The 26,401-nt window shown below is 55.3% G+C and carries 23 protein-coding genes; 19 read left to right on the forward strand and 4 right to left on the reverse strand.

The window, feature by feature from the left end; all coding sequences use genetic code 11:
- Window positions 1–31: 31 nt before the first annotated feature.
- The gene (locus tag AQ611_RS18515) at window positions 32–976 is read right to left on the reverse strand and encodes a GlxA family transcriptional regulator (protein WP_059514841.1); all 945 of its coding nucleotides are present in this window, start codon (window positions 974–976) and stop codon (window positions 32–34) included.
- A 265-nt stretch (window positions 977–1,241) separates the two neighbouring features.
- On the opposite strand from AQ611_RS18515, the gene AQ611_RS18520 reads away from it, so the two are divergent.
- From AQ611_RS18520 to rfbA, 10 genes are all read left to right on the forward strand, one after another.
- Entirely contained in the window at window positions 1,242–2,192 is a 951-nt protein-coding gene (locus tag AQ611_RS18520; RefSeq protein WP_059515512.1) for a choline ABC transporter substrate-binding protein, read from the forward strand.
- A gap of 59 nt (window positions 2,193–2,251) precedes the next feature.
- Entirely contained in the window at window positions 2,252–3,181 is a 930-nt protein-coding gene (gene cdhC, locus AQ611_RS18525; protein WP_059515510.1) for a 3-dehydrocarnitine:acetyl-CoA trimethylamine transferase CdhC, read from the forward strand.
- Between the two features lie 51 nt (window positions 3,182–3,232).
- The gene (locus AQ611_RS18530; RefSeq protein ID WP_059514839.1) at window positions 3,233–4,198 is read left to right on the forward strand and encodes an L-carnitine dehydrogenase; all 966 of its coding nucleotides are present in this window, start codon (window positions 3,233–3,235) and stop codon (window positions 4,196–4,198) included.
- A 2-nt stretch (window positions 4,199–4,200) separates the two neighbouring features.
- Complete coding sequence (locus AQ611_RS18535; RefSeq protein ID WP_176704058.1) at window positions 4,201–4,698, forward strand: thioesterase family protein; 498 nt, start codon at window positions 4,201–4,203, stop codon at window positions 4,696–4,698.
- A gap of 41 nt (window positions 4,699–4,739) precedes the next feature.
- Window positions 4,740–5,669: an alpha/beta hydrolase gene (locus tag AQ611_RS18540; protein ID WP_069235630.1), complete on the forward strand. Its 930-nt coding sequence runs from the start codon at window positions 4,740–4,742 to the stop codon at window positions 5,667–5,669.
- A 615-nt stretch (window positions 5,670–6,284) separates the two neighbouring features.
- Complete coding sequence (locus tag AQ611_RS18545) at window positions 6,285–7,280, forward strand: acyltransferase (RefSeq protein ID WP_069236385.1); 996 nt, start codon at window positions 6,285–6,287, stop codon at window positions 7,278–7,280.
- Between the two features lie 2 nt (window positions 7,281–7,282).
- Complete coding sequence (locus AQ611_RS18550) at window positions 7,283–8,542, forward strand: glycosyltransferase family protein (protein ID WP_069235631.1); 1,260 nt, start codon at window positions 7,283–7,285, stop codon at window positions 8,540–8,542.
- The gene (locus AQ611_RS18555) at window positions 8,532–10,685 is read left to right on the forward strand and encodes a prenyltransferase/squalene oxidase repeat-containing protein (protein ID WP_069235632.1); all 2,154 of its coding nucleotides are present in this window, start codon (window positions 8,532–8,534) and stop codon (window positions 10,683–10,685) included. The genes AQ611_RS18550 and AQ611_RS18555 overlap by 11 nt, the downstream gene beginning before the upstream one ends.
- Before the next feature lie 32 nt (window positions 10,686–10,717).
- Window positions 10,718–11,773, forward strand: coding sequence for a dTDP-glucose 4,6-dehydratase (rfbB, locus tag AQ611_RS18560; RefSeq protein ID WP_059514831.1), 1,056 nt, complete (start codon window positions 10,718–10,720; stop codon window positions 11,771–11,773).
- 36 nt (window positions 11,774–11,809) lie between these two features.
- A complete protein-coding gene (gene rfbA / locus AQ611_RS18565; protein WP_342670374.1) occupies window positions 11,810–12,685 on the forward strand; it encodes a glucose-1-phosphate thymidylyltransferase RfbA in 876 nt (291 codons plus the stop codon).
- Window positions 12,686–13,002: 317 nt separating this feature from the next.
- On the opposite strand, the gene AQ611_RS18570 is transcribed toward rfbA, so the two are convergent.
- Together AQ611_RS18570 and AQ611_RS18575 are read right to left on the reverse strand one after the other, a co-directional pair.
- Window positions 13,003–13,563 carry a CE1759 family FMN reductase gene (locus AQ611_RS18570; protein ID WP_059514827.1) on the reverse strand — a complete coding sequence of 187 codons (561 nt, stop codon included), beginning with the start codon at window positions 13,561–13,563 and terminating at the stop codon, window positions 13,003–13,005.
- A gap of 58 nt (window positions 13,564–13,621) precedes the next feature.
- Window positions 13,622–14,728 carry a CE1758 family FMN-dependent luciferase-like monooxygenase gene (locus tag AQ611_RS18575; protein WP_069235634.1) on the reverse strand — a complete coding sequence of 369 codons (1,107 nt, stop codon included), beginning with the start codon at window positions 14,726–14,728 and terminating at the stop codon, window positions 13,622–13,624.
- A 248-nt stretch (window positions 14,729–14,976) separates the two neighbouring features.
- Between AQ611_RS18575 and AQ611_RS18580 the strand changes: the two genes are divergently transcribed.
- The 9 genes from AQ611_RS18580 to AQ611_RS24990 all read left to right on the forward strand — a co-directional run bounded on the left by AQ611_RS18580 (window position 14,977) and on the right by AQ611_RS24990 (window position 25,651).
- Window positions 14,977–15,852 carry an NAD(P)-dependent oxidoreductase gene (locus AQ611_RS18580; RefSeq protein ID WP_069235635.1) on the forward strand — a complete coding sequence of 292 codons (876 nt, stop codon included), beginning with the start codon at window positions 14,977–14,979 and terminating at the stop codon, window positions 15,850–15,852.
- Window positions 15,853–15,889: 37 nt separating this feature from the next.
- The gene (locus tag AQ611_RS18585) at window positions 15,890–16,342 is read left to right on the forward strand and encodes a hypothetical protein (RefSeq protein ID WP_069235636.1); all 453 of its coding nucleotides are present in this window, start codon (window positions 15,890–15,892) and stop codon (window positions 16,340–16,342) included.
- A gap of 534 nt (window positions 16,343–16,876) precedes the next feature.
- Window positions 16,877–17,173: a helix-turn-helix domain-containing protein gene (locus tag AQ611_RS24980; RefSeq protein ID WP_082711780.1), complete on the forward strand. Its 297-nt coding sequence runs from the start codon at window positions 16,877–16,879 to the stop codon at window positions 17,171–17,173.
- Between the two features lie 517 nt (window positions 17,174–17,690).
- Window positions 17,691–18,830 (forward strand): acyl-CoA dehydrogenase family protein, encoded by a 1,140-nt coding sequence (locus AQ611_RS18590; protein WP_059514817.1) that lies wholly within the window; start codon window positions 17,691–17,693, stop codon window positions 18,828–18,830.
- 59 nt (window positions 18,831–18,889) lie between these two features.
- Window positions 18,890–19,999 carry an efflux RND transporter periplasmic adaptor subunit gene (locus AQ611_RS18595; protein ID WP_069235637.1) on the forward strand — a complete coding sequence of 370 codons (1,110 nt, stop codon included), beginning with the start codon at window positions 18,890–18,892 and terminating at the stop codon, window positions 19,997–19,999.
- Complete coding sequence (locus tag AQ611_RS18600) at window positions 19,996–23,064, forward strand: MexW/MexI family multidrug efflux RND transporter permease subunit (protein ID WP_069235638.1); 3,069 nt, start codon at window positions 19,996–19,998, stop codon at window positions 23,062–23,064. Before AQ611_RS18595 ends, AQ611_RS18600 begins: the two co-directional genes overlap by 4 nt.
- Before the next feature lie 17 nt (window positions 23,065–23,081).
- Window positions 23,082–24,509, forward strand: a complete 1,428-nt coding sequence (locus AQ611_RS18605) for an efflux transporter outer membrane subunit (protein WP_059514811.1) — start codon at window positions 23,082–23,084, stop codon at window positions 24,507–24,509.
- A 179-nt stretch (window positions 24,510–24,688) separates the two neighbouring features.
- The gene (locus AQ611_RS24985; protein ID WP_082710213.1) at window positions 24,689–25,039 is read left to right on the forward strand and encodes an ArsR/SmtB family transcription factor; all 351 of its coding nucleotides are present in this window, start codon (window positions 24,689–24,691) and stop codon (window positions 25,037–25,039) included.
- 63 nt (window positions 25,040–25,102) lie between these two features.
- Window positions 25,103–25,651, forward strand: coding sequence for a chorismate--pyruvate lyase family protein (locus tag AQ611_RS24990; protein ID WP_159936054.1), 549 nt, complete (start codon window positions 25,103–25,105; stop codon window positions 25,649–25,651).
- Between the two features lie 364 nt (window positions 25,652–26,015).
- On the opposite strand, the gene AQ611_RS18610 is transcribed toward AQ611_RS24990, so the two are convergent.
- Window positions 26,016–26,318 (reverse strand): DUF4148 domain-containing protein, encoded by a 303-nt coding sequence (locus AQ611_RS18610; protein WP_059515504.1) that lies wholly within the window; start codon window positions 26,316–26,318, stop codon window positions 26,016–26,018.
- Between the last annotated feature and the right edge of the window lie 83 nt (window positions 26,319–26,401).

The raw sequence follows: 26,401 nt of genomic DNA on the forward strand, positions 1-26,401 counted from the left end.
GGTGCACAGTCAGGTGATGCGATGCAAAAATTCAACGCCGGGCACGCCGATCGTCTGTCGGGCTCAAGCCGAATTGCGCGCGATAGGTTCGTGAGAAATGAGAAGGTGATTCGAAGCCGCAGGCCGCACAGACGGCGGCGACCGTCATATCGGTCTGCTGAATGAATTCGCGTGCACGTTCAAGCCGTAGACGCTGATAGAAACGCGCCGGCGTATCGTTCAAGGTCGAGTTGAATAGACGTTCGAGTTGACGGCGCGTTACGCCGACTTCCCGAGCGAGCATAGCGGACGTCAGCGGACTGTCGATGTGCCGCTCCATCATGCTGATCACTTGAATCAACTTGCGATTGTGTACGCCGTACCGCGCGGCGATTTCGAGGCGCTGGCGATCGGAATGCTGGCGAATGCGGCCCAGCACGAACTGCTCGGAAATCGTGGCGGCTAGCTCGGCACCGTGCCGGCGCGCGATCAGGGCGAGCATCATATCGATCGATGCCGTGCCGCCGGCACAGGTGATGCGCCGCCCGTCGATCTCGAACAGCTCCTGGGTCGTCTTCAGGTTCGGGTAGCGTTCGCGGAATGCTGCAAGCGCTTCCCAGTGCAGCGTCAGCACGTGTGACGGATCGAACAGGCCGGCTTGCGCGAGCACGAAGCTGCCCGTATCGATCCCGCCGAGCGTCGCGCCGTGCCGGTATTCACGTTTCAGCCAGTCGCCGAGCGCGCGCGTATAGCAAGCAAGCGGATCGAAGCCCGCCACGACGAAAATCGTGCTTGCACGCGTGATTTGTGCAAACGCGGCATCTGCATTCAGCAAAATGCCATTGCTCGCGACAACCGGCATACCGTCGCTGCTGATGATGCGCCATCGGTACAGATCGGGCTTGAAGCGGTTCGCGACACGCAGCGGCTCGACTGCCGACATGAAGCCTAGCGCGGAAAAGCCAGGCAGCAACAAGAAATAGAAATCTTCTGGCATGGCTCGCGCATCTGACCGATTGCGACTGAGCGTATCAAGCAAGGCGCACCGAGGCAAGGCAGGTTTTCTAAAAATGCCGGAAAAGCGCCGTTCCATTCGATCTTTCGGTCACCTAGTGGTTTTTACGAAGAGTCGCAAACAGGCAAGGGAACGTCGCCGCTGGTCGCTTCACCACGAATATGACTCGTTACCTTTGATTCCACGATGCAGACCGAACGGTTTTACCGGAATCGGCATGCATGATCCGTCGAATCAGGAGGGAACGATGAAGCCGATCGAAACACTTGCAGCCGGTGTAACGCTTTTCGCAGTCGGCTTGCTCCCACAGCCGTCGTTCGCGCAGGATTCGGCCGCATGCCGAAATGTGCGGTTCGCGGATATTGGCTGGACCGACATTACGTCGACCACGGCGCTCGCGTCGCTACTCTTCGCTGGCCTCGGTTACAAGCCGACGACAACGATTGCGTCCGTGCCGATTTCATTTGCAGGCCTGAAGAATAGACAACTCGACGTTTCGCTAGGTTATTGGTGGCCGGTGCAACAACATCAGATTCAGTCGTTTATCGACTCGAAGTCGATCACGGTCGTCGAGCCGCCGAATCTGTCGGGGGCGAAAGCGACCCTCGCGGTGCCAGCCTATGTTTATCAGGCGGGTTTGAAAACATTCGACGATATCGCGAAGCATCGCGCCGAACTCGGCGGCACGATCTACGGCATCGAACCAGGCAGCAGCGCGAATGCGACGATCCAAAAGATGATCGATACGAATCAGTATGGGCTTGGCGGTTTCAAGCTCGTTGAATCGAGTGAGGCGGGGATGCTCGTTGAAGTGAATCGGGCGATTCGTAACCAGAAATGGATCGTATTCCTCGGGTGGGAACCGCATCCAATGAATATCCAGATCAACATGAATTATCTGTCGGGCGGCGATGCGGCATTCGGGGCGAACTATGGCGAGGCGCGGGTCTATACGCTCACCGCACCTGATTATATGGTGCGTTGTCCGAATGCAGGCAAGCTCGTCGGCAATCTGCGCTTTACGACACAAATGGAAAACCGGCTGATGCTGTCCGTGATGAACAAAGTCAAGCCGGTGGATGCGGCGAAGGAATACATCAAACAGAACCCGCAAGTGCTCGATGCGTGGCTTGCAGGGGTGAAAACCTATGATGGCAAGGACGGTTTACTTGCAGTGAAGGCTTATCTCGGGCTTTGAGCGGCGAGTTGACGGTTGTTATCGAGCATACTCATTTTCATTCGAACAAGGTGGGCGCGATGAATCAGGAAGTCATAGTGACTTGTGCAGTGACGGGGGCCGGCGATACGGTCGGCAGGCATCCGGCGATTCCCGTGACGCCGAAGCAGATTGCCGACGCGGCGATCGAGGCGGCGAAAGCGGGCGCGACGGTTGCGCATTGCCATGTACGCGATCCGCAAACCGGCCGCGGCAGTCGTGATCCGGAATTGTATCGGGAAGTGGTGGACCGGATTCGCTCAGCCGACGTCGATATCATCATCAACCTGACTGCGGGCATGGGTGGCGATCTCGAGATCGGTCCCGGCGAGGATCCAATGCGCTTTGGCAAAGGTACGGATCTCGTGGGCGGACTGACGAGACTCGCGCACGTCGAGGAATTGCTGCCTGAGATTTGCACGTTGGATTGCGGAACGCTGAATTTCGGCGACGGAGACTTTATTTACGTGTCGACGCCCGCGCAATTACGCGTGGGTGCGAAGAAAATCCAGGCGCTTGGCGTGAAGCCCGAGTTGGAAATTTTCGATACGGGTCATTTGTGGTTCGCGAAGCAATTACTGAAGGAAGGGCTCCTCGATGATCCGCCACTTTTCCAGCTTTGCCTGGGTATTCCATGGGGGGCGCCCGCCGATACAGGCACGATGAAGGCGATGGTCGACAATTTGCCCCCCGGCGCGCATTGGGCCGGCTTCGGGATCGGCAGAATGCAGATGCCGATGGTTGCGCAGGCGATGCTGCTTGGAGGACATGTGCGGGTCGGTCTCGAAGACAATCTATGGCTTGATCGCGGAGTTCATGCATCGAACGGTTCACTCGTCGAGCGTGCGCGGGAGATCGTTGAACGATTGGGCGGGCGTGTGCTGGATCCGGCTGAAGGGCGGCGCAAGCTCGGGCTTGCGCCGCGCGGCGAACGGCAGCTCGAACGGCGGGCGATCACTGACTATGCATAATGCATCGGACTGCTTGATTTAGTTTCATTTTTCACCAAGGGTAGATCGTCCATGGCTGTCATCACTAAAATCAATACGTTCGCGGCGGTCGGCACCGGTGTCATCGGCAGTGGCTGGGTGGCGCGCGCACTGGCAAACGGGATCGACGTCATTGCTTGGGACCCCGGAAAAGATGCAGAGCAGCAATTGCGGGCGAATGTCGAAAACGCGTGGCCCGCGCTCGAGCGCATCGGGTTGAAGCCTGGTGCATCGCAACAGCGATTGCATTTTGTCTCGACGATTGAAGCGTGCGTCGCCGATGCGGATTTCATTCAGGAAAGCGCGCCGGAACGGCAAACGCTGAAGCTTGATCTGCATGAGAAAATCAGTCGTGCGGCGAAGCCCGATGCAATCATTGGCTCGTCGACGTCCGGCTTGTTGCCGACCGATTTTCATGCGCGCGCGCTCCGACCAGAACGATGCGTGGTCGGGCATCCGTTCAATCCGGTCTATCTGCTTCCGCTGGTTGAGGTGCTTGGCGGTGTGCGAACCGCATCGGAAACCATCGACGCGGCGATCGATATCTACCGTTCACTTGGAATGCGGCCATTAAGGGTGCGTAAGGAAGTGCCCGGCTTTATCGCGGATCGTCTGCTCGAAGCACTGTGGCGAGAAGCATTGCATCTTGTCGATGAAGGCGTTGCGACGACGGGCGAGATCGATGACGCAATCCGTTTCGGCGCGGGAATACGCTGGTCGTTCATGGGGACCTTTCTGACGTATACCCTGGCGGGCGGCGAAGCGGGCATGCGCCATTTCATGCAGCAATTCGGTCCCGCACTGGAATTGCCGTGGACCAAATTGGTCGCGCCGCGCTTGACCGACGCGCTGGTCGATCGCATTGTCGAGGGTACGGAGAAACAGCAGGGACAGCGGAGCATTAAGTCGCTCGAACGCTACCGGGACGAGTGCATTACAGAAGTGATTGCGGCGATTGCCGCGGTGAAAGCGCGTCACGGAATGCGCTACGAGGAGTGACGATGACGACGGCGTCAATGCATGGGACGGAGCTGACGATTTACCGCGATACGGTGCGTTCGGATTGGACAGATTACAACGGGCACTTACGTGACGCGTTTTATCTGCTGATCTTTAGCTTCGCCACCGATGCGTTGCTCGACGCGATCGGCCTTGACGATGCTGCGCGCAGATCGCGCGGCCGATCCGTTTATACGCTCGAGGCACATATCAATTACCTGCGCGAAATCAAGGAAGGCGCGAGCGTGCGAGTGGATGTCCGCGTGCTTGCACACGACGCGAAGCGGCTGCACTTATATCTCGAAATGTTCGCGAATGGAGCCGATGAAGCCGTGTCGGCGAGCGAGCAGATGTTGTTGCACGTGGATACGAGCGGCCCCAAAGCCGTACCGTTCGACGATGATGTCGCCGAGCGTATCGCGCAGTTGCATGCCATGCAGCGCCGATATGCGGCTCCGGCTTACGCGGGACGCTTGATCGGCTTGCCGGCCCCACGCTGACCCGCTTCCGATCGACAAATCGTTTCAGATCCAGGCAAATCATGCTGGAGCCGGAAATTGAAGCTTTTATTGCTCGGGCTGCCGCATGGTATCCAGGCGATGCGTCATCGCTGCCGATCATTGAGCAACGCGCGCTTTACGATCGATTTGCTGCGGCTTTTACGCGGCCGCTGCCGATCGGCGTTACCGTATCCGATGCCAGATTCATCGCCGCCGACGGCCGAGCGATACGGTTACGCCGTTATCGATCGCACTGCCGCGTTGCGCGTGGGACGGTCCTGTATTTTCACGGCGGCGGCTTTGTCGTCGGTTCGCTGGATAGCCATGCGCCGATCGCAGCCAGAATCGCGGCTGATACTGGGCTCGACGTGATCGTTGTCGATTATCGGCTTGCACCCGAGCATCGCGCGCCCGCCGCAGTCGACGATTGCCTGTGCATCGCCGGCGCCGCACTTGACGGCTATTTGCCTTTCGATTCGACTTCGGGGCCTTTTCGCTTGGTTGGCGACAGTGCGGGCGGCACGCTCGCCGCATGGGTTGCCGCATCGTTGCGCGATGCCGGGCGTGATGGCATTTGTGCTATCGCACTTGTTTATCCGATGCTGGGCTTCGAGCCGCAGCGGCCGGCTCGCGAGACGGAAGCCCATGCACCAATGCTGACGCTCGCGGACGTCCGTGCATATCTTCGGCTTTATTGGGGCGATGTGCTACCGCCACACGGTGCCATGCCGCTTGATGCGCATCGTTTGGACGGCTTACCACCGGTGCTTGCGATCGGCGCCGAACATGATCCGCTGCGGGATGATGCATATGCATATGTTTGCCGCATTCGTTCGGCAGGCGCTGACGCGCGCTATTGGCTCGGCAGGGGGCTGGTGCACGGCGCGTGGCGAGCGCTCGACACGAGTCCGCAGGCGGCGCGGATGCATCAGATCGTCTGCGATTTTCTCGTTCGGGCAAAACGCTTTTAACAAGATCTCTGCATGTTGGAGTCAGCAGCGCTTTTCCGTCAAAGGATTGGCCGCATAACGACGCGTTATCCGTACCGGGACGAGCGTTGTCGCATTCGCGATGCGATACCTGACGATCGCAAGAATTCCATGCGCGCAAATACGCTGAGGGCGGCACGGATTTTTGTGACAATTCAATTAAGAAGATGCTTAATCAAAATTTTTTTACCGGAATGATTGGCATATTTTTCTGTAAAAAAATTACTTGCATTAATGATTTGATTTGGGTATATGCGTTCCGATGGGGCAAAATCATCACTGATTTCGAACAGGAATTCACTCGATTTGGGCATAAATAATAAGCATTGAATTCTATAGTGTTCATTTTGTGTGGCCATAATAAGGAAATTGCGAAAAATAGCTTGTGCCGGTAGACTTCTCGGGTTTTCAAGTCAATGTATGTATTAAAAATCAAATAGTTACATATAATGCCCGACGTAACCCAAGGGGTATTGCAATACGAAACGAAAAGTACTATTACTATCGTACAGTGCAACTATCGCTGCTCGCATGTTCACAGCAATCCGCCTATTCGTCTTTGAGTGACGGGTCGGCATGTACGGGGAATTTCCAAGTATGACCACTCGACAACCATCCGAAAAGGATGCGCTGTCTGGCGACGCACTTATCGAAATCCATTCGGAAATATCGAACGGCTCGGAAATTGGGCCGGGGGTATGGGTGCGCGCTGCTTCGACAGTTACGGAAACGAAAATCGGAAAATCCTGCTTTGTCGGGTTTAGATCGATTTTGGAGTTTGCCGATATTGAAGAGGGAAGCATGTTCGCGTCGCGCGTGCATTTGCGCGGCACGCGCGAGCGAAGAATTCGAATCGGGCGAAATGTCTGGCTCGGTACGAATGTAACCGTTGCCGCCGGCGTGACGATCGGCGACGGCGCTGTGGTGGCGGCAGGTGCGCTCGTTATGACGGACGTGGCGGCTGACGAAATCGCGGTCGGTCGGCCGGCACGGATCGTATCGAAGCGGCAAGCGGCCGAGGACGGTTTCCCCGATCCTTCGCCGATATTGAGCAAGGTGCGACATCGAGCGCAAATGGGGCTTCCGACGTTTCTCGAGGAATCGTCGTTGTCCCCGCAGCGGGCGATCGCCGAAGGCGGTTTGGAGAACTGGCGTGTATCCGGTTCCACCTTCGTCGATGCGGAGTTGACGGGCGGCGTGGACGTGTCGATCGACGACGGCTGCATCCTGATCGGCCGGAGTGCGAAAAAAGGCGGGGTATCGCCAAAAGGCGGGATTCACCTGGGTAGTGGCGTGCACATTGCGCCGCTCGTGATCGTCGAAGGCGCGGGTGGTCTCGTCGTCGGCGAACGTTGTGTGATCGGTCGAGGCGTGACCATTGTCACGTCTACGCATGACCACCGTTTTCGGTCTCTTCCGTGGGTTGAGGCACCCGTAACGATCGGGCCAGGGTGCACCATCGGAGAGAGAAGCGTAATCGTGGGGCCAGTGAACATCGGCGAGGGCGCAACGGTAGAACCCTACTCGGTCGTGATTCGCGACGTTCAGGCAGGACATCAATCTCGAGGCGTAGTCTCAATACAGGAGAAGTAAAAATGATCATCTTCGCACCGAATCCGACCGGTTCCGGGCACAACATGCGTGCTCTTTCCATCGGTCAGGCGATCAAACGGCAGAACAGCACCGCCGAACTCGCGGTGGCGCTGGGATCGCTTCAGCAGACGTTTACGCCGCTCTTCGAAAAATCCGGAATCAAGGTAATCGACATTGCCGGACGGCTCGTCGATTACTCGAAGAAAAGCAACCTGTCCAAGACATTGGACTGGACGAACTATATTGGCGGCTATATCGCCAATACCTTCATGTCCGGCGAGCGGGTTCTGTCTTATCTTGCATTGATCGACGAGCTGAAGCCCGATGTTCTAGTCTCCGATTACAACATGGCTGCTTGCATGGCCGCGATCTTCAGCGGGACACCGTTGGTCTTCGTGACTGAGCGTTATGACTTCACGCTTTGCCAATTGACCGACGAAGAGCTGGGGCGTGGCGGATTCGATGTCAACGCAGTCGAATTGCAACGGGCGCGCGTCGCGCTGCATCGGCAATTCGCATGGATGATCGAGAGCAGTCAACTGGTTCTCACCGACAAGCCTTACATCGAAAGCATCGATACGGGCACGCCGGTCGAAGCCGCATTGATTTCCGGTCGGGCGCACTTTGTCGGGCCGATGATTCGCGAGCCCGCGAATCAGGATGTGTCTACGGTTCGCGCGGATCTGGGCATCGGCGATTCGCCGTACATTATCGCGTCGATCAGCGGCACCACGATGTTCGCCGAAAGCAAGCAAGGGTTGCTTAACGGCTATATCGAGAGCTACGAAATCCTCAAGAAGCAACGTCCGGATCTCAAGATGGTTCTGCTCGGGCGAGACGAGGTCAAGGCGGGCGACGGCATCATCACCGTTCCTTACTATCCGAACTGGATGGGGTTGCTCAAAGAGGCGGAACTGCTGCTGTCGGCCCCAGGTTGGATCACGGTGACCGAAATCTCGGCGCTGAACATCCCGACGCTTTTCATTCTCCCGTCCAACTCGGAATACCACGAAGTCGAAGCGCTGCGCCGCTTGTGCGAGCTGGGGTTCCCGACCTATGTCGGTTACGACAAGGATGAATTGGCGGAGATCATCGAGGCCGAGCTATTGAAGGACCGCAAGGCCGACGAATATTTCCTGCCGCACTCGAAGGTTGCCTCGCCAGATTGGAAGGGGGCGGATCGGGCCGCCGTGAAGATATTGGAGTTGGCTGAGTCGGCTGAAGTCACGGACAAGGACGAGGAAGTGAGCTATGCAGTCTGACGTGCTCAAGTTCATCGAGCTTCGGCTCAAGGATGGCGAATACGGCGGCTATTTCCCCGTTACGGACTGCGAAGGAAAAATCGTTGTCAGCACGGACAAGCGATTGATCGATCAGGTCAACGCGGCGATTTTGTATATCGAGCAAGGCGACGAGGCGAATGCAGAATTCGCCGTTGCTGCGCTCGACAAGCTGTATCGTCCGGAGCAGGGCGGTTTTTCCGAATTGACTGACCGCTATTGGAATCCTCAAGCGGTGGGAGGAGCGAGAACGCTGCATGTGCAACTGAATGCTGCCAGGGCGTTGTTGCTTTATGCGGAAAAGTTCGGAAAGCCAATTTATTCGACGAGAGCATTCGATCTGCTTGAGAAGGTGCGGACGCTGGCGCAACAAGGGGAACTGGCCGGCATCTATAGCGCGGATTGGACCGTTGCGTTGGATGATGCAGGCGGTCTCGATCTGGAGATCAGTGCGACTTGCCTTGCCGCAACACTGAAAAAACTCGGCATTGACCGAGGGCTCGACGTATTGTCTGCGCTCGTCGATCGGCTGAAGCAGCGCCTCGAGGCAGGCGCCGGCAAGTGGCAGTCCAGAGCGTTTCTCTCATGCGAGGTCCGGGCGAAAACGGCTATTGCATTGGCGAAGTGGGCCAGCGCGAATGCCGACGGCGCACTTGCCGGAAAAGTTCGCTCGTTCCTGAAAGCAACCATCGATCTTTATCGCGATACGCGATACGGCGGCTTCTGGGATCGCGTCAACGCGAGCGAACAAGTGAAGGTGGACTGGCAGGTTTCGTATGTGAAGAACGAATCGCCGTTTCCGATCAAGCGGACGATGGATGCGGCATTGCTGCTGAAAGCCGTTCGCGAATCCGGCCATGCCGATGCCGCGGTTGAGGACGAATTGATCCACGCTGTCGCGCATTTCCGCGATGCTCAGTCCGGCGGCTTTTTCCTTGGAATGGGATATTTCTGGTCGACGCCGGAAGATCCCACGGTGCCGTTCGCACGTCAGTTTTGGGCGGCGCCCCGCCAGCCGGGTGTCTTTACGATCGGAAATCTCAGCTATCTGCCGTTGCACGTCAAGACGCTGGAGACGCAGATCGTTTGCGCGCAGGTCGCGCAAGCATTGCCTGAAGCGCCACGTGCCGGTGCAGCCGATATCGACAGTGAACTGATTGACCATGCGCTCAACGGTAATTTTCGAGATCCGCACACCGGCGCGGTTCCGACGCTTCCGGTCAATGTGGACAAATATTTGAACTGGCTGGATCGCGCAAGGCCGTCCAAGTCGTTGCCGTATGGGTTGACTGCCGAGATCTCGCCGCTCGGATTTCGCGCCGATCGCACTTGGCAAGTGTTTTCCGCGTTGCACGTGCTGTCCGATTTGCGCGCGCTCGATATGCCGATCGCCGCGGCGGAAGACTTGGTCAGATCGATACGGAATTGCCAGAACGCGGACGGCGGATTTTCGGAACAACCGGGGCAGCTCAGCGATGTGTTCGCAACGTATTGCGCGACGGTTTCGCTGCGCTTGCTCAATAGCGAGCCGCTGAATCCACAGGCATGCATCGACTATGTCAATCGCTGCCAGAACCCGGATGGCGGATTCGGAAACGTGCCTGGCTTGCGCTCGGATATCTGGCATACGAATTTGGCCGTCTTGTCGCTGCATGCATTGGAGGCGGAGCCTGCCGACAAGAATGGTGTGTTCGCGTTCGCGCTTGCGTGCCGCTGTGCTGACGGCGGATTCTCGAATATGCCGGGCTTACCGCCGGATACCTTTTCCACGTACCGCGCGGTGTCGACGCTTGGCGCGCTGGGCAAGCGGCTCGCTCATGCAACGGCAACGGTCGACTGGCTGCGCGCGCTCCAGGATCCCAGCGGCCCGTTTCTGTATCGGCCGGGGCGTGCGCGCAGCCTGGTCGGGACTTACATGGCGATCGCGTCGCTTTACCTGCTGGATTCGGAGCCGAAATTCCCCGAAGAGGTCAAGCAGTGGGTGGCTTTGCACCAGAAAGAGGACGGCGGCTTCGGCCCATTAGGGACGACTTCCGCGACGACGGACGAAAGCTTTACCTGTATCCAAACCCTTTTGATTCTGCAGCGCTCACTGACTCCGTATTGGGTTGCTGTCGTCAACTGAAAATCGCTTGTTAAATTGAGCAGGGCAACGCTATGAGAATTCTCGTGACGGGTGGAGCCGGTTTTATCGGTTCTGCTTTGATTCGATATTTGGCCACGTCGACAGATGCCGTGATCGGCAATATCGACAAGCTTACCTACGCAGGAAACATCGACTCCCTGCAAGACGTGTCGAGTTCGGGGCGGTATTTTTTCTTCGAGGCCGACATCTGCGATGCGGAAGAAATTCAGTCGATCTTCGAAAAGTTCAAGCCGGATGCAGTCATGCATTTGGCAGCCGAGTCGCACGTCGATCGCTCGATTACCGGGCCGGCCGATTTTATCCAGACCAACGTGAACGGAACGTTCGTGATGCTCGAAGTCAGCCGCCGTTATTGGTCGGGGTTGCCGGCAGCCAAAAAGGAGGCGTTCCGGTTCCATCATATTTCGACGGATGAGGTCTTTGGCGATCTGGAGAAAGACGACAGTCCGTTTACGGAGAAAACGCCTTATGCGCCGAGTTCGCCGTATTCCGCATCGAAAGCGGCGTCTGATCATTTGGTCAGAGCTTGGCATCGCACTTATGGGATGCCGGTCGTTATTACGAATTGCTCGAATAACTACGGCCCTTATCACTTCCCCGAAAAGCTCATCCCGCACATGATTCTCAGTGCTTTGGGCGGAAAACCATTGCCGGTATACGGCAACGGTCAGCAGATTCGAGATTGGCTGTATGTCGAGGATCACGCACGGGCGCTGTATCTGGTGGTGACCAAGGGAACGGTCGGCGAAACCTACAACATCGGCGGTGGGAATGAGCGGACGAATCTAGAAGTGGTCGAATCGATCTGTGATTTGCTGCAGGAACTGCGGCCCGCGCGCGAGATCGACCATTATCGCGATCTCATTACCTTTGTCGCGGACCGGCCTGGGCACGATGCCCGATATGCGATCGATCATCGGAAGATCACGTCGGAACTCGGTTGGCGGCCGGTCGAAAGTTTCAGCACTGGGCTGCGAAAAACGGTTGAGTGGTATTTAAATCATTCCTGGTGGTGGGAAAGAGTGTTGTCCGGCGCTTACCGGCTCGAACGGATCGGTGTGGTCTAGGCCGCCGGTCGAAAGTATAAAATTTCATGAGATTGAATGATGGCCACTTATAAGGGAATCGTTTTGGCCGGAGGCAGCGGTACGCGGCTGCATCCGCTAACCTTCGGTGTTTCGAAGCAGTCGCTTCCGGTTTACGACAAGCCGATGGTCTACTATCCGCTGTCCGTGCTTCTTTTGGCGAATATCCGGGACATACTCATCATCAGCACACCGGACGACATTGGTAGCTTTCAGCGAATGCTAGGTGACGGCAGTCAATTTGGCGTTTCGCTCAGCTATGCAGTTCAGCCGAGCCCTGATGGTTTGGCACAGGCGTTTTTGATCGGAAAAGAATTTATCGGAAACGACAACGTCTGCCTGATTCTCGGCGACAACATCTTCTATGGCAGCGGCTTGTCGGGGATTCTGGGCGACGCTACATCCAGGGAAACCGGCGCCACGATTTTCGGCTATCACGTGCTCGATCCGGAGCGATTTGGCGTGGTGGAGTTCGATGCGTCCGGCCGGGCGATCAGCCTGGAGGAAAAGCCGCGCGAACCGAAATCGAATTTCGCTGTTACAGGCCTGTATTTTTACGACAACGATGTAGTGGATATCGCCGCGTCGATCAAGCCGTCCGCACGCGGCGAGCTGGAAATAACGGATGTCAATCGAGCCTATCTGGAGCGAGGGGATTTGTACGTCAATATGCTTGGGCGCGGCTTCGCGTGGCTCGATACTGGCACCCATGATTCTTTGCTCGAGGCGTCGAACTTCGTTCAAGCGATTGAAAAGCGGCAGGGGTTGAAAGTCGCTTGCTTGGAGGAAATCGCTTTCTCCAAAGGGTGGATCAGTCAACAAGCGTTGCATGAGCGTGCATCGTCTTTGAGCAAGAATAGCTACGGACAATATCTTTCCACGCTGTTGGCATAACAGAGCATTGGGCAGGTTGTGACTCAGGTAAGCATTGCAGCTTGCCTGGGTCTTTTTTATTGGATTGGCAGGTTCGGAGACGCGGTGGCGCGAGTGCTTCGGCCCGGTATGGGTGCAGGCACCTGGGCTCGTTATTGTTGTCGCGCTTGCAGAAGGGTATTGCCGGGAATGATGTCCTGAATGAAGTTGCACGCTGGCCGCTTTCATGGCGGAACATATCGTGCTCCTGAGATATTTTTCATGAGATGGGTTTGAAAATGGAGTGGTGATTTATTTGAATTGAATTTTTACCGTCAATCGCCTCGATCGCGGCTTGTTTATTGAAGCAAGGCTGGTTGGGATTGATTGGCTGTCAGGGTCCAAAGTTCGCTGGATGCCGATTTTATTCTTTCATTCAAGATCTCTTCGGTTTCCTTCTGAGCCCAATCCTTGGACGTGGCGAATATCGCGGTAGGTACCACCCAAGCACGCAAATAGCCGAAGAGGGTTCTCATTGCACCGTCCAGCATCAGCGAATGCCTGACGCTGCCGCCCGTGGCCGCCAGTAATACCGGTTTGGCGGTTATTCCGTCCGGACGCAGCAGATCGATGAACATCTTGAAGAGCCCGCTGTACGATCCTTGATAGACGGGGGTTGCCACGATTAAGGCATCCGAGTCCACGGTGGAGTCGATCGCGTTTTGCAGTGCGACGCCTTTTTCCCCCGTCACAATAGCTTGACTGATTTCAGCAGCTAGCTTTCGCAACTCCACCCATTCAAATTCCAGTTCACCGTCTTCTCCGGATACTTCCTTGACGGTATCCATGATTCTGGATGCCAAAAAATCGGTGGATGATGGAAAGCTTACACCGGCAGTGACGATGGCGATTCTTTTCATTTGGGTCACCTCATGCTTGTTGATGGGATCGGAAATCGAGTTTTCGTATCAATGAATTTTAAGAACTTGTGTAGCTTTTAAGAATTTCGTTGTTTTTATGTGCTGCTTTCCTGTTTTCATGAGTCGGCGGATCGACAGCCAAAGGGTTTCGATTCTTCTGGGTTTCTTTTCTCAACACGGGGAGCACCTGACTGCCGAACAGATCCAGCATGTCGAGCACGGTTTTCAGCGGTATCCCTGCATGATCGAAAAGAAAAAGCTGGCGTTGATAGTCGCCGAAGTGCTCCCTGAAGGTCAGCGTTTTGTCGATGATTTCCTGCGGGCTGCCGACCGACAGCGGCGTGGCCTCCATGAATTCTTCGAGAGAAGGCCCGTAGCCGTAAACCGGCGCATGGTCGAAATAAGGGCGGAACTCTCGCTTGGCGTCTTGCGAATTGGGTCTGATGTAAATGTGCCCACCGAGACCGACGATGGCCTGCTCAGGCTTACCATGGCCATAATGCGCATAGCGTTCTCGATAAAAATTGACGAGTTGCATGAAGTGTTCGCGTGGCCAGAGGATATGGCTCGCGAAAAATCCGTCTCCATAATATGCGGCCTGTTCGGCGAATTGCGGCGTGCGAATGGAACCGTGCCAGACGAACGGCGGCACATCGTCCAGCGGCCGGGGTATGGAGGTGAAATTCTGTAACGGCGTCCGGAATTTTCCACGCCAATTAATGGATTCCTCACGCCATAGGCGATACAGCAAATCGTAGTTTTCCAATGCAAGCGGCACCGCATCCAGAATATTCTTGCCGAACCATGGATAGACCGGCGCCGTGTTGCCCCTTCCAAGCATGAGGTCGACTCGGCCGCCGGCCAGATGCTGCAGCAGTGCATATTCTTCGGCGAGGCGCACGGGGTCGTTGGTCGTAATCAGGGTCGTCGATGTCGACAGAATGATTTTTTTGGTTACCGCAGCGATATAGGCCAGCGTGACTGGCGGAGCAGGCGTGACAAAAGGCGGATTGTGATGCTCGCCGCTCGCGAATACATCCAGGCCGATTTCTTCAGCCTTTTTCGCGATTTGAATCATGGCCTGTATGCGCTCTGCTTCGGTGGGAACGGTATTGTTCGTGGGGTCGCGCGTGACATCGCCAACGCTGTAAATTCCGAACTGCATGTAGCCTCCGTTAAATGACGGCCTGACGGCACTGCAGCCAACATCCGAACGGCTCACCTTCACCATTCGCGCCGACACCCGAATTGCTCGGTGCACGGCCAAGTGCAGAACATCAGATCTATTGTTCGATTGTACGTTGATACGTGTACAATAACAACGAGCGGCACGAAATATTGCCTCGACGGCATGTCCGCCGGCCGTTTACCGGCGGCGGGAAGCTACGAATGATCGATTTTCGGGAGATGTGAATGAAGCTCGGGTTTATCGGGTTGGGTACCATGGGCAAGCCGATGGCTGCCAATCTCGTCAAGGCCGGATACGAGGTCCGGGTTTGGAATCGCTCATCACCGGCTATTGAGGAACTGAATAGGCTCGGAGCGGAAGTCGCCGAAACACCTGCCGACGTAGCCAAGGTTGATGTGTTGTTTTCGATGTTGTCCGACGATGATGCGGTTCGGTCGATATTGGTGGACGGCCGTGTCATTGATGAAATGCAGAGCGGAGCGATTCACGTCAATATGGCTACGGTCTCGGTGGCACTGGCCGCAGAGCAGGCGTCATTGCATCAACAAAGAGGAATCGGGTATATCGCGGCGCCGGTATTGGGGCGGCCCGACGTCGCAGCATCGGGAAAGCTGAATATTCTCGCCGCCGGGCGATTCGATTTGATCGATAAGGTTCGGCCGCTATTAGTACCTTTAGGACAAAAAATCTGGCAATTCGGAGAGAATCCGGCTCAGGCCAATGCCGTCAAATTGTCGGTCAATCTCATGATCGCGTCCGCTATTGAGTCGATGGCCGAAGGCGCTGCCCTGGCCGAAAGTCATGGTATTTCCACCGAGGATTTCATTGAGCTGATCGGCTCCACGCTATTTTCCGTTCCGGTATATCAAGGATATGGTCGGCTGATGGCCGAAAAAAATTACCAACCGGCTGGATTCAAGCTGGCGTTGGGTCTGAAAGATATCCGGCTTGCTTTGCAGGCGGGCGAGGCGGCACGCGTTCCATTGCCCTTTGCGGGCGTTTTAAGAGAAAACTTGCTCGATGGCCTGGCCCATGAGCAAGGCGAACACGATTGGGCTTCCCTATTTGAGGTGGCAAGACGGCGAGCGGCGCTGGATTGATGCCGCGCCTTTTGAGGTCGAATTCATTGGAGGAAGCATGGGTATTTTTCCGATTGTCCGTAAAGGGGCGTTGCTGATTTTATTGGCGCTTTCGTATTCCTGTGGCGCTCAAACGATGGCTGCCGGAATCGATTCGGCAGACCAATCCGGCAAGAATAAGAGTGAAGAGGCCGGGCGCGCGAATCAGCCGGTATTGTTGACTGTCGTTCTCAAGCATGATCAGAGCAAGCCTTTGCCGGATATTATTAATCAAGTCAAAAAACAAGGGTTCTACGATAAATTTCCACCTAAAGATGTTGAAGTGGTATCTTGGTACGTATGGATGGGGGTCGGGCAAGTGATTACTCTAAAGGTACCTGCGGGGAAATTACGGGAAGTCAATAGGGTATTGGAAGAGTCGGCTTGGGGAGGGTTTAGGACCGAGGTGTATGCAACATACGATTACATGGACCTCGGAAAGCGTTTGCATGCTGGTGCATTTTCTAAGTAATTTGCAGTTTTGATGTGATGGTGCCGATATGGGCGTATGGTGTGTCATACCGGTAGTGCCCCCGGTAGCGATTGCACTTACTGTCCAGGTTTGATGTTGGCTTTTTACCAGTCAATTGATTGGCGGTGGCGTCTGTAACGTCGTCATGCCGGTTTCTTGTTTTTGCAGTTTGCTTGGCTGCGATGCGCGTATTTTTCGACCAATGCGCGATCTGGCGGCAGCCGTATTTCGTCCGAGATATTCGAATGTCGTAGGTGTCGTGTGCCCGGCACTGCGATGGTTATCGGGTTCCCGGCCAGTCTAAGTCCGCGCGTCCGTGTGCTCTGGTATTCGCCAAGGGCGCTTTGGCGGCGTGTGTTTGGCCTGCTGACGTGATTCGGCAACGCATGCGGCAAATGCCGACTCAAACTGAAGAGCTTTTTTCAATGGCCATATGCCAAATGGCGGAAGCAAGGCAGCGGTGGCGCGCGTGCGATGGGTTGCGGCCATGTGTGTCGCAATCGGTTGTAATTTTGAATTTCGGGGATCCTTTGAATGGTGGCAAAACATTCACTGGCAGCATCGTTGAGAATATTCCGGAAGGCCAGGGGGCTGAGCCAGGAGGCATTTTCAAATGTGTCCAGTCGTACGTATCTGAGCTCGTTAGAGCGAGATCTCAAGTGCCCAACTCTGAATAAGTTGGCGGAACTCTGCGAAGTTCTGGACATTCATCCGCTGACTTTGCTGATATTGGCTTATGCGGATGGCAGCGTTAACCAGACAGATCAATTGTTGCTGCAAGTTCAGTGCGAATTGGCGTCTGTGCTAAAGAACGATCGGGCGGTGTCTTAGATCTGCTTGTCGGATCGTTTTTCGCGTGCTGGGTGTGCCGAGGCTGGTTATTGCACACTCCGTTCTTGGGCACCGGATGGGCTCGTTTTCGGTAAAAACGGCTTGCTCCGGCGAATCGGCATGTGTTCCTTCGTGATGTGTGATAGACGAAGCAACCAGTGACGATATCTGCCTATTTCGCTACGAATAACTCAGATGAGACTGGGTTCCGATGCTCAGGGTTGTCCATAGTTTTTTTGAATTAAAAAAAACTATCCAATTAAAAATAAATTTCATAAACCCACCGAAAGGTCATGCGCGGCCTCCCATCCGCCTGTTTGGTGCGGAGATAGAGAGGATGGCGGGTTTGGTTGCCGCACAGTGCAATAGTCGCTTGCGACTGTACTATTGTTTTCGTACAATTGAATAACGACGACCCGCTACCACCACGCTCCGGCCCCTGGCCAGACCTGCGTCAGAGGGCGAGGTCACTGCTTCTCGCAAGAACCCGTTTTTCGTTAGCTATAAGGAGCTGGTAATGAACACGCTGATGCTGCGGAAGAATCTTTCCGAAGATGCTGGTAGCTGGATCAACAAAATAGATGCATTCGGAGAGATGCTCGCCGGACATCGAGAGTATTCCGAGCAAAAAAAGGCGACCCATCCAGAGGTGATGGATGAGCTTTTTAAGGCCGGTCTGGGGAAATTGTCGATTCCAAAGGCTTTTGGCGGGCGTCAGGTTCCTTTGGCGACGATCGCGGAAATTCTGCAAACCTTGTCCAAATATGACGCTTCGGTTTCATGGCAGGTCGCGGTTCAGGTTGCAATGGGGCGTTTGGCCGACTACTTGCCTGAAGAGGCAGCCCACGAGATTTATAGCGATACCCGCCGGTTTGTCATTGGCGCCATTCACTCCGGCGGCACAGCGGTTCCTGAAAAGGACGGCTACCGATTGAGCGGTCAATGGACGTTTGCGAGCGGCTCTCCGCACGCGGATTGGCTGGTATGTACCGCGGTCGTTCAGAATGACGATGCAGCCGCCACGCCTGAAACACGGATGTTCTTCGTTCCGGCGAGCAAATGCCAGATATTGGATACCTGGGACACGCTGGGCATGCGAGGCACGGGCAGCAATGATTTCACGTGCAAAGACGTATGGGTCGACAAAAAACTGAGCGTTGACGCGAGTCTTCTGAAATATCGTCCGAAGGAGCGTTCGACGCTAGCCTATTTCACGGGTTACTACGATTTCGGCACTATCGCCGCAATGGCAACCGTCTATGGGATTGCCAAATCGGCACTCGAATTCTTCCGTGACAATCGAAAGAAACCGCTCGATCCGAATGTCGGTCCGGTGATCGATGAGAAAGTCGGGCGTTCGTTGTCGCTGCTTTATTCCGCGAGATTGCTTTTGGACGACGCTGTCGAGCAAGCGGCGGTTCCCAACGACGGGAACGTGGTCGGCACGCATCCGCGAGTAGCGGTGGCGGCTGCGACGATGACTGAGAATTCGGTTGCTGCGCTCAATCAGATTTATACCCTGGCTGGCGCCGGTGCGGTCTATAAACGGAACTACCTTGAGCATTGCTTCCGGGACATTCATACCGGTTCCAAGCACTTTACCCTTTCGCCGTTGAATTTCTACAGCATCGGAAACGCTTTTCTTGAAAAGCAATAAGTCGGAATGTGGATGCGTGCCCTTGATGCGCGATATATAAAAATCTTCGAGGTCGGAAAATGAAGAAGCGAGGAAGTTATATTTTTGGTTTTGTGCTCATATCTGCCATTGCTGCCGGCGGTATGTACATGACGCTTCAGCACTCAGCCGCCCAAGCGCAGGAGGGCAGTCAAAACGGCGGGCCCGCCACCCTGGTTGCAATGGCAAAAGTGGCGTCTGCGCCATATGTCTACTATGTGGAAAACATAGGAAAGCTCGAAGCAAGACAGCAGACTTTGCTATCGGCGGAGGTGGGCGGTCGGGTTGCATCCATCAATTTCGATTCCGGAAAGGTGGTGAAGGCCGGCGACGTATTGGTCCGCATCAATGACGAACCGGAACAAGCCGAGCTGATTCGTTTGAGAGGCGAGCTGGCGACGGCCAAGGCTCAATTGGATCGGGTGCAGGAGTTGCAGAAGACCGGTGCGGAGAGCCGTCGGGCTTACGATGATGCAAAAGCTCAATACGACGCCGCGCGAGGGGGGCTCGAAAAAATTCTGGCCAACATCAACCAGAAAACGATTCGGGCTCCCTTTGACGGAATGTTGGGAATACGGCAGGTACATCTCGGGCAGTATTTGCAGGCCGGTAATCCGATTACGACGTTGACGAATCCGAATGGCATCAGAGTGGATTTCAACGTGTCGGAAAGCGATAACTCGAAGCTCCGACCCGGACAATCGGTGACGATCGTAACAGATAGTTATCCTGACAAAGTTTTCGAGGGAAAGATCAACGCAATCGATCCTCAGTTGAACGATTCGCATATCGTCAGCGTTCAAGCCGATCTCGTCGACAAGGAAAAGCTGTTGAGGCCCGGTATGTATGCGCGAGTCCGGGTGGCGGCTGAGCAGCGTAACGAACTGGTCATACCCGAATCTGCGATTACCTACAACGCATACGGGGAAACCGTGTTTCAGGTTTATAAGGACGATCACAAGCGCAGCCGTGTGCGCCGGGTGAATGTAAAGGTCGGTGAGCGTAGGGACGGTTACGTGGTTGTCGCAGCCGGTTTGAAGGACGGCGACGAAGTTGTGACGTCGGGGCAGGTGAAACTGACCGATGGAGTATTGGTACAACGAGGCGACGATTCGCTCGCTCTGAACAAGTCGGGCGGTACAGTGAAATGAAATTTACCGATATTTTTCTGCGCAGGCCGGTGCTTGCGTTGGTGGTGAGCACGCTGATACTGATGGCAGGCGTGATTTCGGTATTGAATTTGCCGATACGGCAATATCCGATGCTGGAAACCTCCACGATTACGGTTACGACTCAATATCCCGGCGCGTCGTCGGATCTGATGCAGGGTTTCGTGACCCAACCGATCAGTCAGGCCGTCGCGTCCGTCGAGGGGATCGATTATCTGTCGTCGACGTCCACGCAGGGGCGCAGTGTCGTTACGGTCCGCATGCAATTGAATAGCAATTCGATTGCTGCACTGACCGAAGTCATGGCCAAGGTGAATCAGGTCAAATACCGGCTGCCGGAAGGGGCCTATGATCCGGTTATCGAGCGGACGTCGGGCGGCTTTACGAGCGTGGTGTACGTCGCGTTCTCGAGCAAACAGCTTCCGATACCGCAAGTCGCGGACTACATCTCCCGTGTGGTCGAACCGATGTTTGCCGGTATCGAAGGCGTTGCCAAAATACAGGTGCTTGGTGGGCAGAGCCTCGCTATGCGGCTATGGCTCGATCCTCAGCGCCTCGCTGCTTATGGCATTACCGGCGAGGATGTTGCCGCGGCTATTCGCGAAAATAACTTCCAGGCCGCACCAGGGCAGGTGAAGGGACTGTATGTCGTGAGCGATTTGCGGGTCAATACCGACCTCAAGAGTATCGACGGATTCAAGAATCTGGTGCTCAAGAATGTCAACGGCGCGATCATTCGAGTCCGGGATGTCGGCACTGTGGAATTGAGCGCATCGTCCACGAACACCAGCGGCAGCATGAGCGATGTTCCTGCGATGTTCCTGGGATTGGACGCCGCACCTACCGGTAATCCGCTCGTCATCGTAAAACGCGTTCGCGAGTTGATTCCTGAGATCGAAAAGACGCTTCCCCCGGGTGTGACGGTTCAAATTCCGTTCGAAGTCGCCACCTTCATCCAGGCTTCGATCGACGAGGTCGCGCATACGTTGCTCGAGGCGTTGGCGATCGTCATTTTGGTGATCTATCTGTGCCTGGGAACCTTCAGGACGGTGCTGATTCCGCTTGTCACGATTCCGTTGTCGATGTTCGGTGCAGCGATGCTCATGCATGTGTTTGGGTTCAGCCTGAATTTGCTGACTTTGCTGGCGATGGTATTGGCAATCGGGCTCGTGGTCGACGATGCGATTGTCGTGGTGGAAAACGTCCACCGGCATATCGAGGAAGGGCGCACGCCGTTCGATGCGGCGTTGATCGGCGCACGCGAGGTTGCAGGCCCCGTGATCGCGATGACGCTGACGCTTGCTGCGGTCTATGCTCCGATCGGCTTTATGGGCGGGCTGACCGGTACGTTGTTCAAGGAGTTCGCACTGTCTCTTGCCGGGTCGGTCGTGATTTCCGGCGTCGTTGCGCTCACGCTCTCGCCGATCATGAGCACCAAACTGCTGAGCGAAAAGACGAGTGAAGGCTACATGGCGGTCAAGGCCGAGAAATTTTTCGAATACTTGGCCGTGCGCTATGGAAAGCTGCTCGGTAAATCGCTGCATCATCGGTGGATCACGTTGACCGTCGCGGTCGTGATATTCGTTAGTTTGCCGATTCTGTATAAATCGGCCCAATCGGAATTGGCTCCGATCGAAGATCAGAACATTCTTCTGACAGCGATCAAAGCGCCGCAGCACGCAAACCTGCATTACCTGGAGGCATTCGCGCGCAAGTTCCATGAGGTGGGTAAAGGGATTCCCGAGAGCTATTCGACCTGGATCGCCAACGGTACGGACGGTTTTGCCAACAGCGTGGGCGGTCTCAATCTCGTGAAATGGCAGGATCGGAAGAGGGACGCCAATGCAATCCAGGCCGATCTGCAGAATCGAGTTGGCCAGATCGAGGGCACCAATCTCTTCGTTTTCCAGATGCCGCCTTTGCCAGGATCGACCGGGGGCCTTCCGGTGCAGATGGTCATCAGAAGTGATCAGGGGTACTCCGCGATCTATGACGCGATGAACAACCTGAAGAAGAAGGCGCGCGATAGCGGTTTGTTCGCAGTCGTCGACAGCGATCTCGACTACAACAATCCCGTTACCCAAGTCGAAGTGGATCGGGAGAAGGCGGGTTCTCTCGGTATTCGTATGAGTGATATCGGGCAAGCTTTGAACGGCTTGATTGGCGAGAATTACGTTAACCGATTCTCGTACTACGGACGGGCGTATGACGTTATTCCGATGTCGATTGCGTCGCAGCGTCTTACTCCTGATGGGCTCAAGAATTACTATGTCCAGGATCGAAACGGCCGTCAGATTCCGTTATCCGAGGTCGCGCGCATCCGTATGAAGGTGGAGCCGAATGCTTTGACGCAGTTCAATCAGCTCAATTCGGCTACGTTCCAGGCCGTTCCCGCACCGGGAGTGGCATTGGGCGATGCCGTTGCCTTTCTCGAGCGCGAGGCGGCCAATTTGCCGGTCGGTTTCTCCTATGACTGGCAATCCGACGCACGCCAGTACATCCAGGAGGGGAGCAAGCTGGTGTTGACCTTCGTCTTCGCGATGATCGTCATTTACCTGGTTTTGTCCGTCCAGTATGAAAGCTTCCGCGACCCGCTCATTATTCTGATCAGCGTTCCGTTGTCCATTTGCGGTGCATTGTTGCCCTTGGCATTGGGATATACGTCGTTGAATATCTATACGCAGATCGGTTTGATTACGCTGATTGGACTGATCAGCAAGCACGGGATTCTGATGGTCGCATTCGCGAATGAGCTTCAGGCGTCGGAAAATATCGGAAGACTGGAGGCCATTCACAAGGCCGCTCAGGTGCGCTTGCGCCCGATCTTGATGACCACGGCGGCCATGGTCGTCGGTCTTGCACCGCTTATTTTCGCCAGCGGCGCGGGAGCGAACAGCCGATTTGGGCTCGGGCTCGTGATTGTGGTCGGCATGCTGATCGGAACGACTTTCACGCTGTTCATTTTGCCGACGTTCTATACGGTATTGGGTTCGAAGAAACACGTGTCGCACGTGGCTCCGTTGGAGACCGCGGCGGAAGCGTCATAACACCGGGAACTATTGCTATGTTGTCGACGCAGTTTAAGCTCGCATTGTCTGCGATTTCCGTTGCGGTCCTGGCCGGTTGTGTCAACTATGCTGGCATTCATGCGAAAGGAAAACTGAATACGCCGCAGGACATTCCGTCCGAAACAGTATTGGACGCGCATGCTCCCGCAGCGGTGAACTGGCCGCAAGACAAGTGGTGGGAAAAATTCGAGGATCCGCAGCTCAATCAGTTGATCCAGGATGCGCTGGCAAGCAATCCCGATATCGCGGAAGTTCAGGCGCGTATGGATCGTGCGACGGCCTTCATGGATTATGCGAATGCCGATCGGTATCCGAGCGTCGATGCTGGGGCCGGAATTTCCAGGAGCCGGTTGGCCCGAAGCGACGACTATGCGGGATTGGGCAATCGGTATATCACGCTCAGATCGCTGGATGTCCAATTCGGGTACACCTTCGATCTATGGGGCGGAAAGCGCGCCGCTTGGGAATCAGCGCTCAATCGCGCAACCGCGGCTGAGGTGGATGTGCAGTCGGCTCGTCTCAACCTGGCGGCGAGCGTGGCGAAGGCCTACAATCAGCTCGCGTTTTCGTGGGAGTTGCTCGATTTATCCGAGCGGGATTTGGATCGCCTGGAAAAGATGCTCACGCTTTCCAAGCAACGGTTCAAACTCGGTTTGGATAACCAGTCTCAACTCAAGCTTGTCGAGGGACTCAGGAATCGCGCCAGTGCGCAAGTCATCGAGGCGAGAAACGATATTGAAATTTCGAAGCTTCAGTTGGCGACCCTGAGCGGCAAGGGGTTGGATAGAGCGCTGAGCATCCAAAGACCGCAGAGGATGAAACCTTACGTCGATGGGCTGCCGAGCAACATCCCGGCCGAGCTATTGGGGCGTCGGCCGGACATTGTCGCGGCGCGCTTGCGAGTCGAGGCCGAATTGAAAAATACCGATGCCGTGAAGGCGGATTTTTATCCAAATATCAATTTGGTGGCATCCGTTGGTGTTCACTCGCTACTCGGTGATAGTTTTTTTGATAGCGTGAGCAAATTCTGGCGGATAGCGCCGGCGGTTACTTTGCCTATATTCGACGCTGGGAGGTTACGCTCGACTCTCAGAACGAGTAATGCGGATTTGGATGTGGCAATTGCTCAATATAATAAGACATTGAATACGGCTTTTCACGATGTCGGTGCTTCCGCCACGCAAATCCGTTCACTTTCCGGCCAGATATCGGAGCAAGAAAAAGCTCGAACCAGCACTTTTGAGTCTTTTACGCTTGCGCATGACCGTTATAACGTAGGTCAAGATAGTTTCCTTGATTATCTTAATGCTGAACGTCAGTTGATTTCCGATGAAACTCAATTGGCATTGCTTCGCAGTAAGCAAGTTGATGCTTCAATCTCGCTGCTGCTTGCCTTGGGAGGAGGGTTTCGCGCCGTGCATTGACTCGTGTTTCGACCCTAAGACTATGGCGCCCAGATCGCTTGGGTGCCGTGGTTGAGGAGAGGGCAATCCTCCTAAGGGATTGTCGGGATTTCAATCTGGGGTGCTTTGGTGTACAGTACGAAAACAATCGTATTGGCTAAATGTCAATAGATTGATTGCGAATTGTACCTTGGTGGCCCATGTTAACTGCTAATCATCCAACGAAAGAGCAGATTCGAATTGAAAATGTTCTAACTGCTCTAGGGAACCCTTTAAGATTAACGGTTTTTAAAGTTCTTGCTGATGGAGCTGAACATAACTGTGGAAGCATTCTTAAAGGGGCGACTAAATCTACCATGACCCATCATTGGCGTGTTTTGCGTGATGCTGGCGTCATTTGGCAACGTCCGTATGGCCGGGAAAATCTGTTGTCGCTACGGAAAGAGGATTTGGACGATCGTTTCCCTGGATTGATCGACAGTCTGCTGTCCGCGGTGCGTCATGATCCATTGACGCGTGAGATGGTGGCCATGAACGAGGTAACTGTTTGATCGAAACCCGTTAGGGCGTTTGTGGCCTCCCAACTTATTGAATGCATGTAAATGGGGCCTCAAATGCATTGGGTAGATTCGATCGACTTTGATGTATCGCCTGTCGAAGCGTGCTGGCTGCAAGCCGGCGGTTCATTGACGCGTAGGCTGCAAGTGTTGGGAGAATACTCGCTGTCCGTTGTCTCCGAGCACCGCGCATTTCCTCATGCCGATGAAATGGCGGGGCTTGAGGGTTTTGGTGCGCAGGATTGCTGGGTTCGCGAGGTTGTCATGTCACTCGACGGCGTGCCTTGTGTGTGCGCACGAACCTTGGTTCCCATCAGCGGAATCGATAACGATTGGCAGGACGTCCGTAAATTAGGCAACGTCCCGTTGGGTCATCTCCTTTATCATCCGTCCATCACTCGAACCTGTTTCGAATACTCGGTGGTCGAAGGCCGTTCGCCTTTGGCGGATCTTTCATTGCGATTCGGACGTATTTCCGGCCGTCGCTTGGCGCGGCGTTCCCGCTTTTTTAAATCAGAGATTCCTATCCAGGTTTCGGAGTGCTTTTTGCCGGATTTCTGGTCGTTTGCGGCGCCTCAGGTACTGGAGGCGGAATGTGCGGACTGACCGGTCGTCGATCGGGATATTGCAGTGAGGCCGCCTGCCGATCCGGAATTCGGAATTGAGGCGGCATCGCGCGGGGAGTGCGTCAATCGGAAGCAACGAGAAAAAAGGAATTCGATAAAGGACCCGCCTTGCAAAGGGCATGACGCGGATCAACCCTGCTTTCGTTCCTCGGTTCGCATCGCTTGTGGAGTGCGCCTCGGCGGAAAAAGCGCCCGGGCGCCAGGCGCCCAGGCTAAGCCGCTCCAAACGGAGCGGCGGAGGTTAGGGGCCCAATATCGATAACGAACACAGCGAGCCGAATGACTTGCTCGCCGTACAAATCACCATGCGCGGCTACCGAACTGCGTAGCCGCGTGATTCTTGCTTACTGCCCAAAGTAGATCGATTGACGCGGAGAACTGCCGACCGGCGCGCCGGCATGTGCGACAGGGGCGGCCTGCGCACCGTAGCCGCTCGTATCGGCAGAACCTTGTACGCGTGCTTGTGCAGCCTGGATGTCAGCCGGATAGTACGGGCTCGATACGCCCGGATGGTAACCGGCCTTCTCGAGCTGAACCAGTTCCGCGCGGACCTGGGCGCGGGTCACGGGCTCGTTGGATTGCGCCATTGCACTGAACGAAGCGCCTACGGCGCAAGCGGCAGCCATAACGTAAACAAGCGTTTTCATAAAAACCTCCGAGTATTTTGTCTTCACTTCGCTTTCGGCGGGTTTGCTTGAGCGATTGATTACATCGTAGTCATCGAGGTCCT

The sequence above is a fragment of the Burkholderia singularis genome (assembly GCF_001718875.1).
In the GTDB taxonomy this organism is placed as follows: Bacteria; Pseudomonadota; Gammaproteobacteria; order Burkholderiales; family Burkholderiaceae; genus Burkholderia; species Burkholderia singularis.

What these genes read in the sequence shown, in the direction of transcription:
- AQ611_RS18515 (WP_059514841.1), bottom strand. Translation starts at nt 976, where the DNA reads ATGCCAGAAGATTTCTATTTCTTGTTGCTGCCTGGCTTTTCCGCGCTA.
- AQ611_RS18520 (WP_059515512.1), top strand. Translation starts at nt 1,242, where the DNA reads ATGAAGCCGATCGAAACACTTGCAGCCGGTGTAACGCTTTTCGCAGTC.
- cdhC (WP_059515510.1), top strand. Translation starts at nt 2,252, where the DNA reads ATGAATCAGGAAGTCATAGTGACTTGTGCAGTGACGGGGGCCGGCGAT.
- AQ611_RS18530 (WP_059514839.1), top strand. Translation starts at nt 3,233, where the DNA reads ATGGCTGTCATCACTAAAATCAATACGTTCGCGGCGGTCGGCACCGGT.
- AQ611_RS18535 (WP_176704058.1), top strand. Translation starts at nt 4,201, where the DNA reads ATGACGACGGCGTCAATGCATGGGACGGAGCTGACGATTTACCGCGAT.
- AQ611_RS18540 (WP_069235630.1), top strand. Translation starts at nt 4,740, where the DNA reads ATGCTGGAGCCGGAAATTGAAGCTTTTATTGCTCGGGCTGCCGCATGG.
- AQ611_RS18545 (WP_069236385.1), top strand. Translation starts at nt 6,285, where the DNA reads ATGACCACTCGACAACCATCCGAAAAGGATGCGCTGTCTGGCGACGCA.
- AQ611_RS18550 (WP_069235631.1), top strand. Translation starts at nt 7,283, where the DNA reads ATGATCATCTTCGCACCGAATCCGACCGGTTCCGGGCACAACATGCGT.
- AQ611_RS18555 (WP_069235632.1), top strand. Translation starts at nt 8,532, where the DNA reads ATGCAGTCTGACGTGCTCAAGTTCATCGAGCTTCGGCTCAAGGATGGC.
- rfbB (WP_059514831.1), top strand. Translation starts at nt 10,718, where the DNA reads ATGAGAATTCTCGTGACGGGTGGAGCCGGTTTTATCGGTTCTGCTTTG.
- rfbA (WP_342670374.1), top strand. Translation starts at nt 11,810, where the DNA reads ATGATGGCCACTTATAAGGGAATCGTTTTGGCCGGAGGCAGCGGTACG.
- AQ611_RS18570 (WP_059514827.1), bottom strand. Translation starts at nt 13,563, where the DNA reads ATGAAAAGAATCGCCATCGTCACTGCCGGTGTAAGCTTTCCATCATCC.
- AQ611_RS18575 (WP_069235634.1), bottom strand. Translation starts at nt 14,728, where the DNA reads ATGCAGTTCGGAATTTACAGCGTTGGCGATGTCACGCGCGACCCCACG.
- AQ611_RS18580 (WP_069235635.1), top strand. Translation starts at nt 14,977, where the DNA reads ATGAAGCTCGGGTTTATCGGGTTGGGTACCATGGGCAAGCCGATGGCT.
- AQ611_RS18585 (WP_069235636.1), top strand. Translation starts at nt 15,890, where the DNA reads ATGGGTATTTTTCCGATTGTCCGTAAAGGGGCGTTGCTGATTTTATTG.
- AQ611_RS24980 (WP_082711780.1), top strand. Translation starts at nt 16,877, where the DNA reads ATGGTGGCAAAACATTCACTGGCAGCATCGTTGAGAATATTCCGGAAG.
- AQ611_RS18590 (WP_059514817.1), top strand. Translation starts at nt 17,691, where the DNA reads ATGAACACGCTGATGCTGCGGAAGAATCTTTCCGAAGATGCTGGTAGC.
- AQ611_RS18595 (WP_069235637.1), top strand. Translation starts at nt 18,890, where the DNA reads ATGAAGAAGCGAGGAAGTTATATTTTTGGTTTTGTGCTCATATCTGCC.
- AQ611_RS18600 (WP_069235638.1), top strand. Translation starts at nt 19,996, where the DNA reads ATGAAATTTACCGATATTTTTCTGCGCAGGCCGGTGCTTGCGTTGGTG.
- AQ611_RS18605 (WP_059514811.1), top strand. Translation starts at nt 23,082, where the DNA reads ATGTTGTCGACGCAGTTTAAGCTCGCATTGTCTGCGATTTCCGTTGCG.
- AQ611_RS24985 (WP_082710213.1), top strand. Translation starts at nt 24,689, where the DNA reads ATGTTAACTGCTAATCATCCAACGAAAGAGCAGATTCGAATTGAAAAT.
- AQ611_RS24990 (WP_159936054.1), top strand. Translation starts at nt 25,103, where the DNA reads ATGCATTGGGTAGATTCGATCGACTTTGATGTATCGCCTGTCGAAGCG.
- AQ611_RS18610 (WP_059515504.1), bottom strand. Translation starts at nt 26,318, where the DNA reads ATGAAAACGCTTGTTTACGTTATGGCTGCCGCTTGCGCCGTAGGCGCT.